The organism is Streptomyces nitrosporeus, assembly GCF_008704555.1.
Lineage (GTDB): Bacteria > Actinomycetota > Actinomycetes > Streptomycetales > Streptomycetaceae > Streptomyces > Streptomyces nitrosporeus.
The window spans coordinates 497,224-511,364 of record NZ_CP023702.1 but is presented as its reverse complement, the minus strand read 5'-3'; the positions used below and the strand labels follow the sequence as shown (position 1 = coordinate 511,364).

Sequence of the window (14,141 nt, the reverse complement as noted above, 5' to 3'; positions counted from 1 at the left end):
CGGCCGCCTCGCCTTCTGACGTGCTGATTTCTGGTGCGCACTGATGGTTCCTTTCACCGCCTGCGGTGGTGTCCGCAGGCACCTCGTCGGGGGTGTGCGGGGGTAAAGGATGAGCTCGGCCCAGAAGCAATGATCTTCATTCTGAACCAAGTTCATGTATGAAAACGACGGTGACAGTACGTCACCCTTGGGGTGCGGTCAAGAAGGTGGTGCCGGGGATCGTTCGGTGCGGAGCCCCGGGGGGTGTGGCCGGTCCCCGGGTCGCCGGAGGGGTGGCCGGTGCGGCCCGTGCCGCCGGGATGCGGCGGGCGGGTGCGGCCGGGGGTGCCCTGGGCTGGACATCAGCGTGACGGCGGGTCCTGAGCATGTCAATGCTTGGGTAGCAACCGCTTTCTATGCCTGGCCGTCAGCCGTCAGCCGTCAGGTGTCGGCCGTCAGGTGTCAGGTGTCGGCCGGATGTGCCGGCCGTAGGGCGGCGCCCCCCACGGCAGGAGCCCGTGGCCGTCGGCGCATGCCGAACGGCGGTGGGGCGGACAGGAACTCCTGTCCGCCCCACCGCCGTGCGTGCCGTCTCAGCGCTTGCGGCCGTCCCGCTCCGCCCCGCCGGTCAGCCCGGCGCGCCGCAGCGCGTCCGCCATGGCGCTGTTGGCCGGTGCCGCCTGCCGGGAAGCGCCGGTTCCGCGCCGGTCACGGCCCTGGTCGCCGCCCTGGCGCCCCTGGCCGCCCTGCCGCCGGCCTCCGCCCTGGCCGCCTCCGCCCTGGCCGCCTCCGCCCTGCCCCGCCTGCCGCCGGTCCTGTTCGCCCTGCCGCTGGCGCGGCGGGCGCCCTTCGCCGCCCTGGCCGTTCCGCTCGCGACGCGGCCCCTGGCCGCCGCCCGCCGCGGCCTCGTCGTCCAGCCGCAGCGTCAGCGAGATCCGCTTCCGCGGGATGTCGACGTCCATGACCTTGACCTTGACGATGTCACCCGGCTTGACCACCTCGCGCGGGTCCTTGACGAAGGTCCGCGACATCGCCGACACGTGCACCAGGCCGTCCTGGTGGACACCGACGTCCACGAAGGCGCCGAACGCCGCGACATTGGTGACGACCCCTTCGAGCACCATGTCCGGGGCCAGGTCGCCGATCTTCTCCACGCCCTCCCTGAAGGTGGCCGTCCGGAAGGCGGGACGCGGGTCGCGGCCCGGCTTCTCCAGCTCCCTCAGGATGTCCGTGACCGTGGGCAGACCGAACTTCTCGTCCACGAAGTCGTCCGGCCGCAACGACCGCAGCACGCCGGTGTTGCCGACCAGTGAGGCGACGTCACCACCCGTCCGCTTCACCATCGTCCGCACCACCGGATACGCCTCGGGGTGCACGCTCGACGCGTCCAGCGGGTCGTCCCCGCCCCGGATCCGCAGGAAGCCCGCACACTGCTCGTAGGCCTTCGGGCCGAGCCGCGCCACGTCCTTCAGCGCCCGGCGTGAACGGAACGGACCGTTGGTGTCGCGGTGCGCCACGATGTTCTCCGCGAGCCCGGAACCGATACCGGACACCCGCGAGAGCAGGGGCGCCGAAGCGGTGTTGACGTCCACCCCGACCCCGTTCACACAGTCCTCGACCACCGCGTCCAGCGAACGCGACAGCTTCACCTCCGCCAGGTCGTGCTGGTACTGGCCGACCCCGATCGACTTCGGGTCGATCTTCACCAGTTCCGCCAGCGGGTCCTGGAGCCGCCGCGCGATCGACACGGCCCCGCGCAACGACACGTCCATGTCGGGCAGTTCCTGCGAGGCGAAGGCCGACGCCGAGTACACCGACGCGCCGGCCTCCGAGACCATCACCTTGGTGAGCTTCAACTCCGGGTGCCGCTCGCAGAGTTCACCGGCCAGCTTGTCCGTCTCGCGTGAAGCCGTGCCGTTGCCGATCGCGATCAGTTCGACCCGGTGCTCCCGCGCCAGACGCTCCAGCGTCGCCAGCGACTGCTCCCACTTGTTGGCGGGCACATGCGGGTGGATGACGTCCGTGGCGACGACCTTGCCGGTGGCGTCCACGACCGCCACCTTCACGCCCGTACGGAAGCCGGGGTCCAGGCCCAGCGTCGCCCGCGTCCCGGCCGGAGCGGCCAGCAGCAGGTCACGCAGGTTCGACGCGAAGACGCGGACCGCCTCGTCCTCCGCCGCCGTACGCAGCCTCAGCCGCAGATCGATGCCCAGATGCACCAGGATCCGCGTCCGCCAGGCCCAGCGCACGGTCTCCCGCAGCCACGCGTCGCCCGGCCGGCCCCGGTCCGCGACCCCGAACCGGCGGGCCACCATGTTCTCGTACGCCGAGGGGCCCGGCTGCCCGGCCTCCTCACCGTCCTCCGGCTCCAGGACCAGGTCGAGTACGTCCTCCTTCTCGCCCCGGAGCATCGCCAGGACGCGGTGCGAGGGCAGAGCGGTGAACGGCTCGGAGAAGTCGAAGTAGTCGGCGAACTTCGCGCCCGCCTCCTCCTTGCCCTCCCGGACCTTCGCGACGACCCTGCCCCGGGACCACATGCGTTCCCGCAGCTCACCGGTGAGGTCGGCGTCCTCCGAGAAACGCTCGGTGAGGATGGCGCGCGCGCCGTCCAGCGCCGCCGCCGCGTCCGCCACCCCCTTGTCCGCGTCGACGAACGCGGCGGCCGCGGCCGACGGTTCCACGGACGGGTCGCCCAGCAGTCCGTCGGCGAGCGGCTCCAGCCCCGCCTCGCGCGCGATCTGCGCCTTGGTCCGGCGCTTGGGCTTGAACGGCAGGTAGATGTCCTCGAGCCGCGCCTTGGTCTCGGCCGCCCGGATCCGCGCCTCCAGCTCCGCGTCCAGCTTGCCCTGTTCGCGCACGGAGTCCAGGACCGCGGTACGGCGGTCCTCCAGCTCCCGCAGGTAACGCAGCCGTTCCTCGAGCGTGCGCAGCTGCGCGTCGTCGAGCATCTCGGTCGCTTCCTTGCGGTAGCGCGCGATGAACGGCACGGTCGACCCGCCGTCGAGCAGCTCGACCGCCGCCTTCACCTGACGCTCCTGTACGCCGAGTTCCTCGGCGATCCTGCCTTCGATGGACGTCGTCACGGTTTTACCGACTCGCCTTCCCGTACTGGCTGTGCTGGCGGCGCCACACGGGTGGTGCGTTCCGCACCCGGTGGTCCCCTTCGCCTGCATTGTGCCGGGTGGCCGGGCGCCGTGTCGCGCGACCTCCTCCGACACACCCCGGCGGATCGCGCGGCCGGTCAGGCCCTACGGGCCCGGCCACCGCGCGACGCGCCGCCGAAAAGCCTGCCGAGCAACCGGAAAGGCAGGGTCACCACGGTGCCCACGGCGGAACCGATCATGCGGAAGGCGTCTGCGATCGTACGCATAATGTGTCTCCTTCTGAGGGGGTACGCGTACTCGCCTGACCGGATACGGCGGCCGTAAACAGGCCCGGCCGCGGCGGAGCGGCCCGCGGCGGTCAACAAGGCCGGCGGCCGCGGGCGGCTCCGGTGGTCCTCAGCCCTTGCCGATCATGCCCTCCGGGAACGCCCCGTTCGACGCGGCGGTGAACAGGAAGCCGCGGCCCAGCTCGGTCAGCCGCTCCACACCGGCCGCCCCCAGATGCTCGTACGGGGCCGCGTCCATCCGGTCCGTGGCCTCCTCCAGCTCAGCCCTGAGCGCCGTGCCCGCCTCGGTCAGCTCGCCCTCCGCGTCGAGCAGGCCGCGCCCGCGCAGCCGCTCCGCCGCCGCGTCCCAGTCGGAGCGCCGCCAGCCCCGGGTCCCCAGCACCCAGCGCGGCGACATGCCCTTGCCCGTCGCGGTGTGGCTGACCAGCGCCTCGACCGGGTCGAGACCGGCGGCCAGCAGCGCCGCGAGGTGGACGTCGCCCCGGTGCTCACGCAGCAGCGACGCCGCGTGCCAGTACGCCAGGTGCGGCCGGCCGGGAACCGGCTGGTCGGCGTGCGCGGCGTACAGCGGCTTGGCGTGCCGGGTACAGGCCTCCGCGGCGCGCAGGGCCAGCTGCGCCGCCTCGGCCATCTCCGGCGAGGAGACGGCCTCCTCCCCGAGCACCCGGCGCAGCGTCGAGTCGGCGGCCCGCAGCCGCGCGGCGAGCGCGTCGGCGGGGGAGAGGACCGACCACACCGCGGGCACATGACGGGCCACCAGCTCATGGCTGAAGTTGTAGAAGGCGGCCGTGACCGTGCCCGGCCCGACCGCGCCGAGCGCGGCGGCACGGGACGCGAAGTAGACGGCGCTCGTGTCCGTCAGACCGAGCTCGCCGAACTCCTTGCCCAGGTCGGGGGAGAAGTAGACACACGAGTGCAGCGGGTTGAGCGCGTTGTGGCAGCGGCGTCCGGCACGCGGCGGGAGAGTACTCATGACGGCACGCTACTGACTGGTCGGTACGGACCGGAACCCCGGTACGGGTGTGATGTGGGACGCACGGCACCGGCGGCACGGCGGCCCGCCCGCCGGTGCCGTACACGTCACCCTGCGGAGCCGGAGCCGGAGCCGGAGCCGGAGCCGGAGCCGGAGCCGTCCGTCCTCGGGCGGACGGTGAGGGGCCGCCCGGACACCGCGTACGTGAACCGGGGCGCCCGGCGCCCGACGAAGGCGGCGACACCCTCCGCGGTGTCGCCGCTTCCGCGCGCCTCGGCCGACCAGTACGCGTCCCGGTCCGTCCGGCCGTCGGCGAACTCCTTCGCCGCGGCCTGCGTCAGCTGCGACCGGGAGACCAGCACCCGGGCGAACTCCCCGACCCGCTCCTCCAGCCCGCCGGCGGGCAGCACCTCGTCCACCAGCCCCGTACGCAGGGCACGTTCCGCGCCGATGAGCTCACCCGAGAACAGCAGGAACTTCGCCGTGGCGGGACCGACGAGACGGACCAGCCGCCGGGTGGACGAGGAGGGGTAGACGATCCCCAGCTTGGCCGGGGTGATCCCGAAGGAGGCGCCCTCGTCCGCGAACCGCAGGTCACAGGCGGCGGCGAGCTGGCTGCCGCCGCCCACGCAGTACCCGCGCACCATCGCCAGAGCCGGCTTCGGGAAGGCCGCCAGCGCCTCCTCGGCCTCGACCGCGAGCGCCTGCGGTCCCGCCGGGGAGTCCTGGAGCGAGGTGATGTCCGCACCCGCGCAGAACGTGTCGCCGGCGCCGGTCAGCACGAGCACCCGCACGTCCGGATCGGCGGCCAGCGCCTCCAGCAGACCGGGCAGCGCCCGCCACATGTCCGCGGTCATCGCGTTGCGCTTGGCCGGGTTGCTGATGACGACGGTGGCGACGCCACCGGCGACGGTGTGCGCCAGCCCGGGTCCCGCCGTCCGCGCCTGCTCCCTGAGATCCATGCGCCGGATGCTATCCACACCGTCCGGGCCCGTGGCCGGCACCTGCGACCGGCGAGGGGCCGCGAAGCAGTCACGCACCGCCGGCCGTCGGCGGCCGGAGGACCGTCTCCACGGTGACGGACCGGATGGCACCCGAACAGGACGAGAAGCAGTCCAATCACCCGACGCCGGCATACCCACATGCTCAAATTACGGCTATAACTGGGCAGTTCCGGTCGGCTGTGGGTATGGGACCACGCTGGAACCGACACTCGTTCATCGATGGTCAGTGACGGCAGACGAGTCGAGAGCGGGTGCCGGTCCATGGAGAGCCGCGAAAGAGTTCCGGACCACGCCGATCCTCCGGGCGCCCACCCGGACCGCCCGGAGGCACACCCGGAGCACCCCGTACCGGCCGCCGCTCCCTACGAGGGTGTGTGGCGCTTCACCGCGCCCACCGTCGACTCCTCGGTGCCGCAGGCCCGGCACGCCGTACGGGACCTGGTCGCGCGGCAGGGCGTACCGGTCGAGGACGGCATCCTCCAGGGGCTGCTGCTGATCGTGTCGGAGCTCGTCACCAACGCGGTCAAGCACGCGGCCCTGCTCTCGCCCGAGATGGCCGTCGAGGTGGCCATCGGGGCTGAGTGGATCAGGGTCTCGGTCGAGGACAGCCACCCCTACCGCCCCACCGCCCTGATCACGGACCACGGGCAGACCGGAGGCCGGGGACTGCTGCTGGTCCGCGAGATCACCGCAGAGGCGGGCGGCGGCTGCGACGCCGAGCGCACGGCGGACGGCGGCAAGATCATCTGGGCGGTGCTGCCGCTGAAGACGAGGCTCTGAGCCCCGCCCCGGCCGCCCTGCGGCCTCCCGCCCGCCATCCGCCCCGCTCGCGCTCTTCACCACCGCGAGGGCCTGCCCGGCGGAGCACCCTCCGTGGCCGCCGGGCCCGCGACCCGCGAACCCGCCGCCGGCCCGGACCCGCCCGCCCCCGGACTCACCAGCCGGCCGTCGGACCCGTCAGCTCCCTGATCGCGGGCCGCGCCGCGTCCAGCACCGTCATGAACCAGGCCGAGAACGGCGCGACGGCGTGCCGCTCGGCGAGCTCGTCCGCGGTCACGAAGGCCGTCTCGCCGACCTCCTCCGCATCCGGCCGCAGCCCCTCCTGCACCAGCCCGACGAACAGGTGGTTGAACTCCTGCTCCACCAGGCCCGACGCCGGGTCGGGATGGTTGTAGCGGACCGTGCCCGCCACGGCGAGCAGCGAGGGCGACACACCCAGCTCCTCGTACGTCCGCCGGGCGGCGGCCGCGAAGGGCGCCTCGCCCGGGTAGGGGTGGCCGCAGCAGGTGTTCGACCACACGCCGGGGGAGTGGTACTTGCCGAGCGCCCGGCGCTGGAGCAGCAGCCGGCCCTGCTCGTCGAAGAGGAAGACGGAGAACGCCCGGTGCAGCTGGCCGGGGGCCTGGTGAGCCGCGAGCTTCTCCGCGGTGCCGATGGTGGTGCCGCTCTCGTCGACCAGTTCGAGCATGATCGCGTCTGCGGTGCCGTTCGACGAGCTGTGCGCCGCGGTGGCTGGTGTGGTCGGCATACCCATCCTTCGCTTTGGTGACCGGCCTCGTGCGCCGGACCCCTGGAGTCCGGACAAGTCTGCCGTACAAAAGCCGCCGGTCCGCACTTCGGGGGCGGGCATGTCCGTCCCGCCGCGCCCTCCGGGAGGCCGCCCGGCGCGGCGGAACGGGGGCGGCTCGGGCCCCGGGGGCGGCCGGATGCGCGACCGCGCCCGCCGGAACCGGAACCGGCACGTCCAGGACCAGGGTCGTCATCGCCTTGTCCGGCACCCCGAAGCCCTGCCGGGTCCTGTACCGGGACGCCGGTGCGGAGGCGGAAGCGGGGTGGCACCCGGGATGCCCGAGCAGCAGATCGATCACCAGTACGAGTAACTCACCGCCCGGTCGCGCCGCGTCCAGCGCCGCCCGCACCACCGCGCGCCCCGCACCACCGCGCGCCCCGCACCCTGCCGCGGGCGCTCCGGGCCCTCCGGGCGGACCGCCACCGGAGCCGGCGCGAGCGCCGGAGCCCCACCCGCCCGGCAGCGGGGCGGCAGGGGCACGGACCGCGACGGTACGCGGCACCCGCACAACGGCAGAGCCCCGCCCCGTGCCCGGTTCAGTGGCAGAGCCTCGCCTCGTGCTCGGCGTGCCCGCTGGGCTCCAGCTGGAAGGTGCAGTGCTCGACGGCGAAATGGTCGCCCAGACAGCCCTGCAACTCGTGCAGCAGCTTCTCGTGGCCGATCGAGTCCAGCATCTCCTGGTGCACCACCACGTGCGCGGACAGCACCGGCATCCCCGAGGTGATCGTCCAGGCGTGCAGGTCGTGGACGCCCAGCACCCCCGGCAGGGCAGTGATGTGGGCGCGCACCTCCTCCATGTCCACGCCCGCGGGAGCCGACTCCAGCAGGACGTCGAGGGTCTCCCGCAGGAGCTTCACCGTGCGGGGCACGATCATCAGACCGATCAGCAGCGAGGCGATCGGGTCGGCGGCCTGCCAGCCGGTCGCCATGATGACCCCCGCCGACACCAGCACGGTCACCGAGCCGAGGGTGTCCGCCAGCACCTCCAGATAGGCGCCCCGCACGTTGAGGCTCTCGCGCTGCCCGCGCAGCAGCAGGGAGAGCGAGACCACGTTGGCGACCAGACCGACCGCGGCGAACACCAGGGCCAGCTGCCCGCGGGTCTCGGCCGGGGTGATGAAGCGGTCGACGGCCTCGTAGACGAGATAGCCGCCGACACCGAGCAGCAGCAGGCAGTTGGCCAGCGCCGCGAGGATCTCGGCCCGCGCGTAACCGAAGGTGCGGTTGGGGCCGGCCGGGCGGTTGGCGAAGTGGATCGCCAGCAGCGCCATCCCGAGCCCCAGCGCGTCCGTCGCCATGTGGGCCGCGTCCGCGATCAGCGCCAGCGAGTCGGCGAGCAGCCCTCCGACGATCTCCACGACCATGACGCCGAGCGTGATGGCCAGGGCGATACGCAGCCGCCCCCGGTAGGCGGCCGCGGCCGTTCCCGTCGGGGGCGGCCCCGCGTGCGCGTGCCCGTGATCATGGCCAGCCCCCATCGAAACCCCTCCCGCGTACGTACGGCACCACGGGCTCCGGCCGCCCGCTGCCGCCAGTGAACTACGGGACGGCGACCCTGGGCAACACGGCACTGAACACCGTTGTCATCTGCTCTGACCTGCGGAAACGTATGCAGGTCAGAGCGGTGGGCCCGGTGCGGGGGGGCGTCACTCGGCGCGTGCCTCCGGGTGGCGCAGGCACCAGCCCTCCCACGCCGACGCGATCATCTCCCGCATCCCGCGCCGGGCCGTCCAGCCCAGCTCGGACTCCACCCGCGCCGACGACGCCACCGCCCTGGCCGCGTCACCGGGGCGGCGCGGCTCGACCACCTGCTCGGCACGCAGCCCGGTCACCTCGCCCACCAGGACGGCCAGCTCCCGTACGGAGACCCCTTCGCCCCGGCCGATGTTCACCGTCAGGTCGCTGCCCGCCGGCCGGCCGTCGAGCGAACGGGCCACCGCCAGGTGCGCGTCGGCGAGGTCGGTGACATGGATGTAGTCGCGGACCGCGGTGCCGTCCGGGGTGGGGTAGTCGCCGCCGAAGACCCGCAGGGCCTCCCCCCGGGTCAGCCGGTCGAAGAACATCGGGACGACGTTGTGGACCCCGGTGTCCGCCAGCGCGGGCTCGGCGGCCCCCGCCACGTTGAAATACCGCAGGCAGGCCGTGGAGACGCCGTGCGCCCGCCCCGTCGCCCGCACCATCCACTCCCCGGCCAGCTTGGTCTCGCCGTACGGGTTGATCGGCAGGCACGGGGTGTCCTCCGTGATCAGGTCCACGTCCGGGACGCCGTACACCGCGGCCGACGACGAGAACAGGAAGCGGCGGACCCCCGCCGCGACCACGGCCTCCAGCAGTGCGGTCAGCCCCGCCACGTTCTCCCGGTAGTAGAGCAGGGGGTCCTCGACGGACTCGCCGACCTGCTTCTTCGCCGCGAGGTGCACCACCCCGGTGACACCGTGCCCGGACAGCACCCGGTCCAGCAGGGGGCGGTCCGACGCCGAGCCGCGGACCAGGGTCACGTCCGGGCCCAGCCGGCCCTCGATGCCGGAGGAGAGGTCGTCGAGCACGACCACCCGCTCCCCGGCCCCGGTCATGGCCTTCGCCACATGAGCCCCGATGTACCCCGCACCACCTGTGATCAGCCACGTCATGGCGGCCAGCTTAGAGGGCGCGGTTTGTCGGACGAGACGCCGATCGACGATGATGATCGCGAACGGCGCGAGCACGATGACCGCTTCACCCGAACGAAGCACAAACGGGCGGTGAACTCGGTCTTCCGTTCATCCGATAGCCTCAGCCGACGAGCCGCTGGCCCACCTCGGGCCGCACTGTCGCGCGCCGTCACCCGCCACCGCCAAGGAGTGAGTTCGTCTGTCGACCGCCATCCTCACCGGTGCGCCGGTACCCGGATCGTCGCTCGAGGACGATCTGCGGTCACTCGGCTTCGAGGTGACCGCCGCCGCCGATGCCGCACGGGCAGCCGAGCTGCTGGCCGCGGTCCCCTCCGACCAGCGGGTCGCCCTGGTGGACCCCCGCTTCGTCGGCCATGTCCACGCGCTCAGGCTCGGACTGACCGACCCCCGCTTCCCCGCCGCCGCCGTCCCCGGAGCGCTCACCGCGCAGCCCGGGGCGCGGACCGCCCTGCTGCGTGCCCTGCGCGGTGCCGCGTCCGCCGTCGGGGCGGGCGGCCCCGTGGCGCCGCCCGACGGCACACCCGCCGACGGGGACCGCACGGTACCCGGCCGGCTGGCCGTCGCCCTGGACGCGGAGGGCACCGCCGTACAGCGCCCGGAGCTCGGCTCGCTCACCGCCACGGTGCCCGCCGGCCCCGAGGACCGGGCCGCGGCCGAGGCCGCCGTGGCGGCGCTCGACGACGAGGCCGTCCGGCTGCGCAGCGCGGTCAAGGCCCACGACGGCTTCTTCACCACCTTCTTCATCAGCCCCTACTCCCGCTACATCGCCCGCTGGTGCGCCCGCCGGGGCCTCACCCCGAACCAGGTCACCACCGCGTCGCTGATCACCGCGCTGATCGCGGCCGGGAGCGCGGCCACCGGCACCCGCGGCGGCTACGTCGCCGCCGGGATCCTGCTGCTCCTGTCCTTCGTGCTGGACTGCACCGACGGGCAGCTCGCCCGCTACTCGCTCCAGTACTCCACGATGGGCGCCTGGCTGGACGCCACCTTCGACCGGGCCAAGGAGTACGCCTACTACGCGGGCCTCGCCCTCGGCGCCGCCCGCGGCGGTGACGACGTGTGGGTCCTGGCGCTCGGCGCGATGGTGCTCCAGGCCTGCCGCCATGTGGTCGACTTCTCGTTCAACGAGGCCAACCACGACGCGGTCTCCAACACCAGTCCCACCGCCGCCCTCTCCGACCGGCTCGACAGCGTCGGCTGGACCGTGTGGGCGCGCCGGATGATAGTGCTCCCCATCGGGGAGCGCTGGGCCATGATCGCGGTACTGACCGCCCTCACCACGCCCCGGATCGTCTTCTACGCCCTGCTCGCCGGCTGCGCCCTGGCCGCCTGCTACACCACCGCGGGCCGCCTGCTGCGCTCGCTGACCCGCAAGGCCCGGCGCACCGAGCGTGCGGCCCTGGCGCTGGCCGACCTCGCCGACTCCGGGCCGCTCGCCCAGGGGGTCGGCGCGGTGCTCCGGCGCCCCGGCGGCGGCTTCACCGCCCCGCTGCTCGCCCTCGCCGCCGGCCTGCTGATGGTCGGTGCCGCGCTCCTCGCCCCGCTGGACGGGTTCCTCGTCGTAGGGGCGGCCGTGCTGTACGCGGTCCTCGCCGGGCTCGCCGTCTCACGGCCGCTGGCGGACACCCTGGACTGGCTCGTACCCCCCGCCTTCCGGGCCGCGGAGTACTGCACGGTCCTGGTGCTGGCCGCCCGCAGTGACGTCCCGCACGCCGTCCCCGCGGCGTTCGGGCTGGTCTCAGCCGTCGCCTACCATCACTACGACACGGTGTACCGCATCCGAGGCGGTACCGGCGCGCCACCGCGGTGGCTGGTGCGCACCGTCGGCGGGCACGAGGGCCGGACGCTGGTCGTGGCCGTACTCGCCGCCCTGCTCGTCCCGGGCTCAGGTTTCACCACGGCGCTCACCGCGCTCGCGGCCGCCGTGGCTCTCGTGGTGCTCGTGGAGTCCATCCGCTTCTGGGTGTCCTCCTCGGCCCCCGCCGTACACGACGAAGGAGAACTCGCATGATCGGCCTCGTACTGGCTGCAGGAGCCGGACGCCGTCTGCGTCCCTACACGGACACGCTGCCCAAGGCCCTGGTGCCCGTGGACGGTGACAAGACGGTCCTGGACCTGACGCTGGCCAACTTCGCCGAGGTCGGGCTCACCGAGGTCGCCGTCGTCGTCGGCTACCGCAAGGAGGCCGTCTACGCCCGCCGGGCCGAGCTCGAGGAGACGTACGGCGTGAAGCTGACGCTCATCGACAACGACAAGGCCGAGGAGTGGAACAACGCCTACTCCCTGTGGTGCGCCCGCGAGGTCCTCAAGCAGGGCGTCATCCTCGCCAACGGCGACACCGTCCACCCCGTCTCCGTCGAGAAGACGCTCCTGGAGGCCCGCGGCAAGGGCCAGAAGATCATCCTGGCCCTCGACACGGTGAAGAAGCTCGCCGACGAGGAGATGAAGGTCGTCACCGACGGTGACAAGGGCGTCCAGCGGATCACCAAGCTGATGGACCCGGCCACCGCCACCGGCGAGTACATCGGCGTCACGCTGATCGAGCCCGAGGCCGCCGAGGAGCTCGCCGACGCGCTGAGGACCACCTTCGAGCGCGACCCCGACCTCTACTACGAGGACGGCTACCAGGAGCTCGTGAACCGCGGCTTCGCCGTGGACGTCGCCCCCATCGGCGAGGTCACCTGGGTCGAGATCGACAACCACGACGACCTGGCCCGCGGCAGGGAGATCGCGTGCCGGTACTGACCCGCCTCATCCCCTCGCCGGTCGTCGTCGACATCCGGCCGGGCGCGCTGGACGACCTGGCCGGCCTCCTGGCCGACCAGCGGATCTCCACGTCCGGCCGGCTGGCCGTCGCGATCAGCGAGGGGTCGGGCCGGGTGCTGCGCGAGAGGCTCGCACCGGCGCTGTCCGGGGCGGACTGGTACCCGGTCGGCAACGGCACCATCGACGCCGCGGTGCGGCTCGCCGACGGCATCAAGGGCAACCGCTACGACGCCGTCGTCGGCCTGGGCGGCGGCAAGATCATCGACGTGGCCAAGTACGCCGCGGCGCGCGTGGGCATGCCCATGGTCGCCGTCGCGACGAACCTGTCCCACGACGGTCTCTGCTCCCCGGTCGCGACCCTCGACAACGACAACGGACGCGGCTCCTACGGGGTCCCCACGCCGATCGCCGTGGTCATCGACCTCGACGTGATACGCGAGGCCCCCGGCCGCTACGTCCGCTCCGGCATCGGCGACGCGGTGTCCAACATCTCCTGCGTCGCCGACTGGGAACTGGCCCACGCGGTCCGTGCCGAGGACCTCGACGGGCTCGCCGCGGCGATGGCCCGGCAGGCCGGCGAGGCCGTGCTGCGCCACCCCGGAGGGGTCGGCGACGACGCCTTCCTCAAGGTGCTCGCCGAAGGGCTCGTCCTGACCGGTATCTCGATGTCGATCGCCGGGGACTCCCGGCCCGCGTCGGGCGCCTGCCACGAGATCAACCACGCCTTCGACCTGCTGTACCCGAAGCGCGCGGCCAGCCACGGCGAGCAGGTCGGCCTCGGCGCCTGCTTCGCGATGCACCTGCGCGGCGCCCACGAGGAGTCGCGGTACATGGCGTCCGTGCTCCGGCGCCACCGGCTGCCGGTCCTGGCCGAGGAGATCGGGTTCAGCGCCGACGAGTTCGTACGGGCCGTCGCCTACGCCCCGCAGACGCGGCCGGGACGCTTCACGATCCTGGAACACCTCAACCTGTCCACCGACCAGATCAGGGACGCGTACGCCGACTATGCACAAGCCATCCATAGCTGAACTCCGGCCCGTCGTGCACCCGCCGGGGGTCAAGGACCGGCGCAGCGGCGAGCACTGGGCGGGCCGGCTGTACATGCGCGAGATCTCGCTGCGCGTCGACCGGCACCTGGTGAACACCAGGATCACCCCGAACCAGCTGACCTATGTGATGACCGTCGCCGGTGTCCTCGCGGCGCCCGCCCTGCTGGTGCCCGGCATCCCCGGGGCCCTGCTCGGCGTCCTCGCGGTCCAGCTGTACCTGCTGCTCGACTGCGTCGACGGCGAGGTCGCCCGCTGGAAGAAGCAGTTCTCCCTCGGCGGGGTCTACCTGGACCGGGTCGGCGCCTACCTGTGCGACGCGGCGGTGCTGGTCGGCTTCGGGCTGCGCGCCGCCGACCTGTGGGGCACCGGCCGGATCGACTGGCTGTGGGCGTTCCTCGGTACGCTCGCCGCGCTCGGCGCGATCCTGATCAAGGCGGAGACCGACCTGGTCGGGGTCGCCCGCCACCAGGGCGGGCTGCCGCCGGTCAAGGAGGCGGCGTCCGAGCCGCGCTCCTCCGGTATGGCGCTGGCCCGCAGGGCGGCCGGCGCGCTCAAGTTCCACCGGCTGATCCTCGGCGTGGAGGCGTCCCTGGTCATCCTGCTGGTGGCCGTCCTCGACGCGGTCAGGGACGACCTCTTCTTCAGCCGCCTCGCGGTGGCGGTGCTGGCCGGTATCGCCCTGCTGCAGACCCTCCTGCACCTCGTGTCGATCCTGGCGTCCAGCAGACTGAAGTGAG

General features: G+C 73.0%; 12 protein-coding genes. 5 read left to right on the top strand and 7 right to left on the bottom strand.

The window, feature by feature from the left end; genetic code table 11:
• Window positions 1–572: 572 nt before the first annotated feature.
• From CP967_RS02305 to CP967_RS02290, 4 genes are all read right to left on the bottom strand, one after another.
• The gene (locus tag CP967_RS02305; protein ID WP_150486307.1) at window positions 573–3,062 is read right to left on the bottom strand and encodes a Tex family protein; all 2,490 of its coding nucleotides are present in this window, start codon (window positions 3,060–3,062) and stop codon (window positions 573–575) included.
• Window positions 3,063–3,220: 158 nt separating this feature from the next.
• The gene (locus CP967_RS35060) at window positions 3,221–3,349 is read right to left on the bottom strand and encodes an LPFR motif small protein (RefSeq protein ID WP_373300437.1); all 129 of its coding nucleotides are present in this window, start codon (window positions 3,347–3,349) and stop codon (window positions 3,221–3,223) included.
• A gap of 130 nt (window positions 3,350–3,479) precedes the next feature.
• On the bottom strand, window positions 3,480–4,343 hold the full coding sequence (locus tag CP967_RS02295; RefSeq protein ID WP_150486305.1) for an SCO6745 family protein: 864 nt from the start codon (window positions 4,341–4,343) through the stop codon (window positions 3,480–3,482).
• A 107-nt stretch (window positions 4,344–4,450) separates the two neighbouring features.
• Window positions 4,451–5,305: an enoyl-CoA hydratase/isomerase family protein gene (locus CP967_RS02290; protein WP_150486304.1), complete on the bottom strand. Its 855-nt coding sequence runs from the start codon at window positions 5,303–5,305 to the stop codon at window positions 4,451–4,453.
• 303 nt (window positions 5,306–5,608) lie between these two features.
• Between CP967_RS02290 and CP967_RS02285 the strand changes: the two genes are divergently transcribed.
• Entirely contained in the window at window positions 5,609–6,127 is a 519-nt protein-coding gene (locus CP967_RS02285) for an ATP-binding protein (RefSeq protein WP_229888583.1), read from the top strand.
• Between the two features lie 154 nt (window positions 6,128–6,281).
• Here CP967_RS02285 and idi read toward each other — a convergent pair whose 3' ends face one another.
• From idi to galE, 3 genes are all read right to left on the bottom strand, one after another.
• Entirely contained in the window at window positions 6,282–6,875 is a 594-nt protein-coding gene (gene idi / locus CP967_RS02280; RefSeq protein WP_150486302.1) for an isopentenyl-diphosphate Delta-isomerase, read from the bottom strand.
• A 578-nt stretch (window positions 6,876–7,453) separates the two neighbouring features.
• A complete protein-coding gene (locus CP967_RS02275; protein WP_150486301.1) occupies window positions 7,454–8,395 on the bottom strand; it encodes a cation diffusion facilitator family transporter in 942 nt (313 codons plus the stop codon).
• Between the two features lie 168 nt (window positions 8,396–8,563).
• Window positions 8,564–9,547: a UDP-glucose 4-epimerase GalE gene (galE, locus tag CP967_RS02270; RefSeq protein ID WP_150486300.1), complete on the bottom strand. Its 984-nt coding sequence runs from the start codon at window positions 9,545–9,547 to the stop codon at window positions 8,564–8,566.
• 298 nt (window positions 9,548–9,845) lie between these two features.
• On the opposite strand from galE, the gene CP967_RS02265 reads away from it, so the two are divergent.
• From CP967_RS02265 to CP967_RS02250, 4 genes are read left to right on the top strand one after another with little or no spacing between them, the layout of a single operon-like run.
• A complete protein-coding gene (locus CP967_RS02265; protein ID WP_150486299.1) occupies window positions 9,846–11,600 on the top strand; it encodes a DUF5941 domain-containing protein in 1,755 nt (584 codons plus the stop codon).
• The gene (locus CP967_RS02260; RefSeq protein WP_150486298.1) at window positions 11,597–12,334 is read left to right on the top strand and encodes a phosphocholine cytidylyltransferase family protein; all 738 of its coding nucleotides are present in this window, start codon (window positions 11,597–11,599) and stop codon (window positions 12,332–12,334) included. The genes CP967_RS02265 and CP967_RS02260 overlap by 4 nt, the downstream gene beginning before the upstream one ends.
• Window positions 12,322–13,383 (top strand): iron-containing alcohol dehydrogenase family protein, encoded by a 1,062-nt coding sequence (locus CP967_RS02255; protein ID WP_150486297.1) that lies wholly within the window; start codon window positions 12,322–12,324, stop codon window positions 13,381–13,383. Before CP967_RS02260 ends, CP967_RS02255 begins: the two co-directional genes overlap by 13 nt.
• Window positions 13,361–14,140, top strand: a complete 780-nt coding sequence (locus CP967_RS02250) for a CDP-alcohol phosphatidyltransferase family protein (RefSeq protein WP_150486296.1) — start codon at window positions 13,361–13,363, stop codon at window positions 14,138–14,140. Before CP967_RS02255 ends, CP967_RS02250 begins: the two co-directional genes overlap by 23 nt.
• Window position 14,141: the final 1 nt, after the last annotated feature.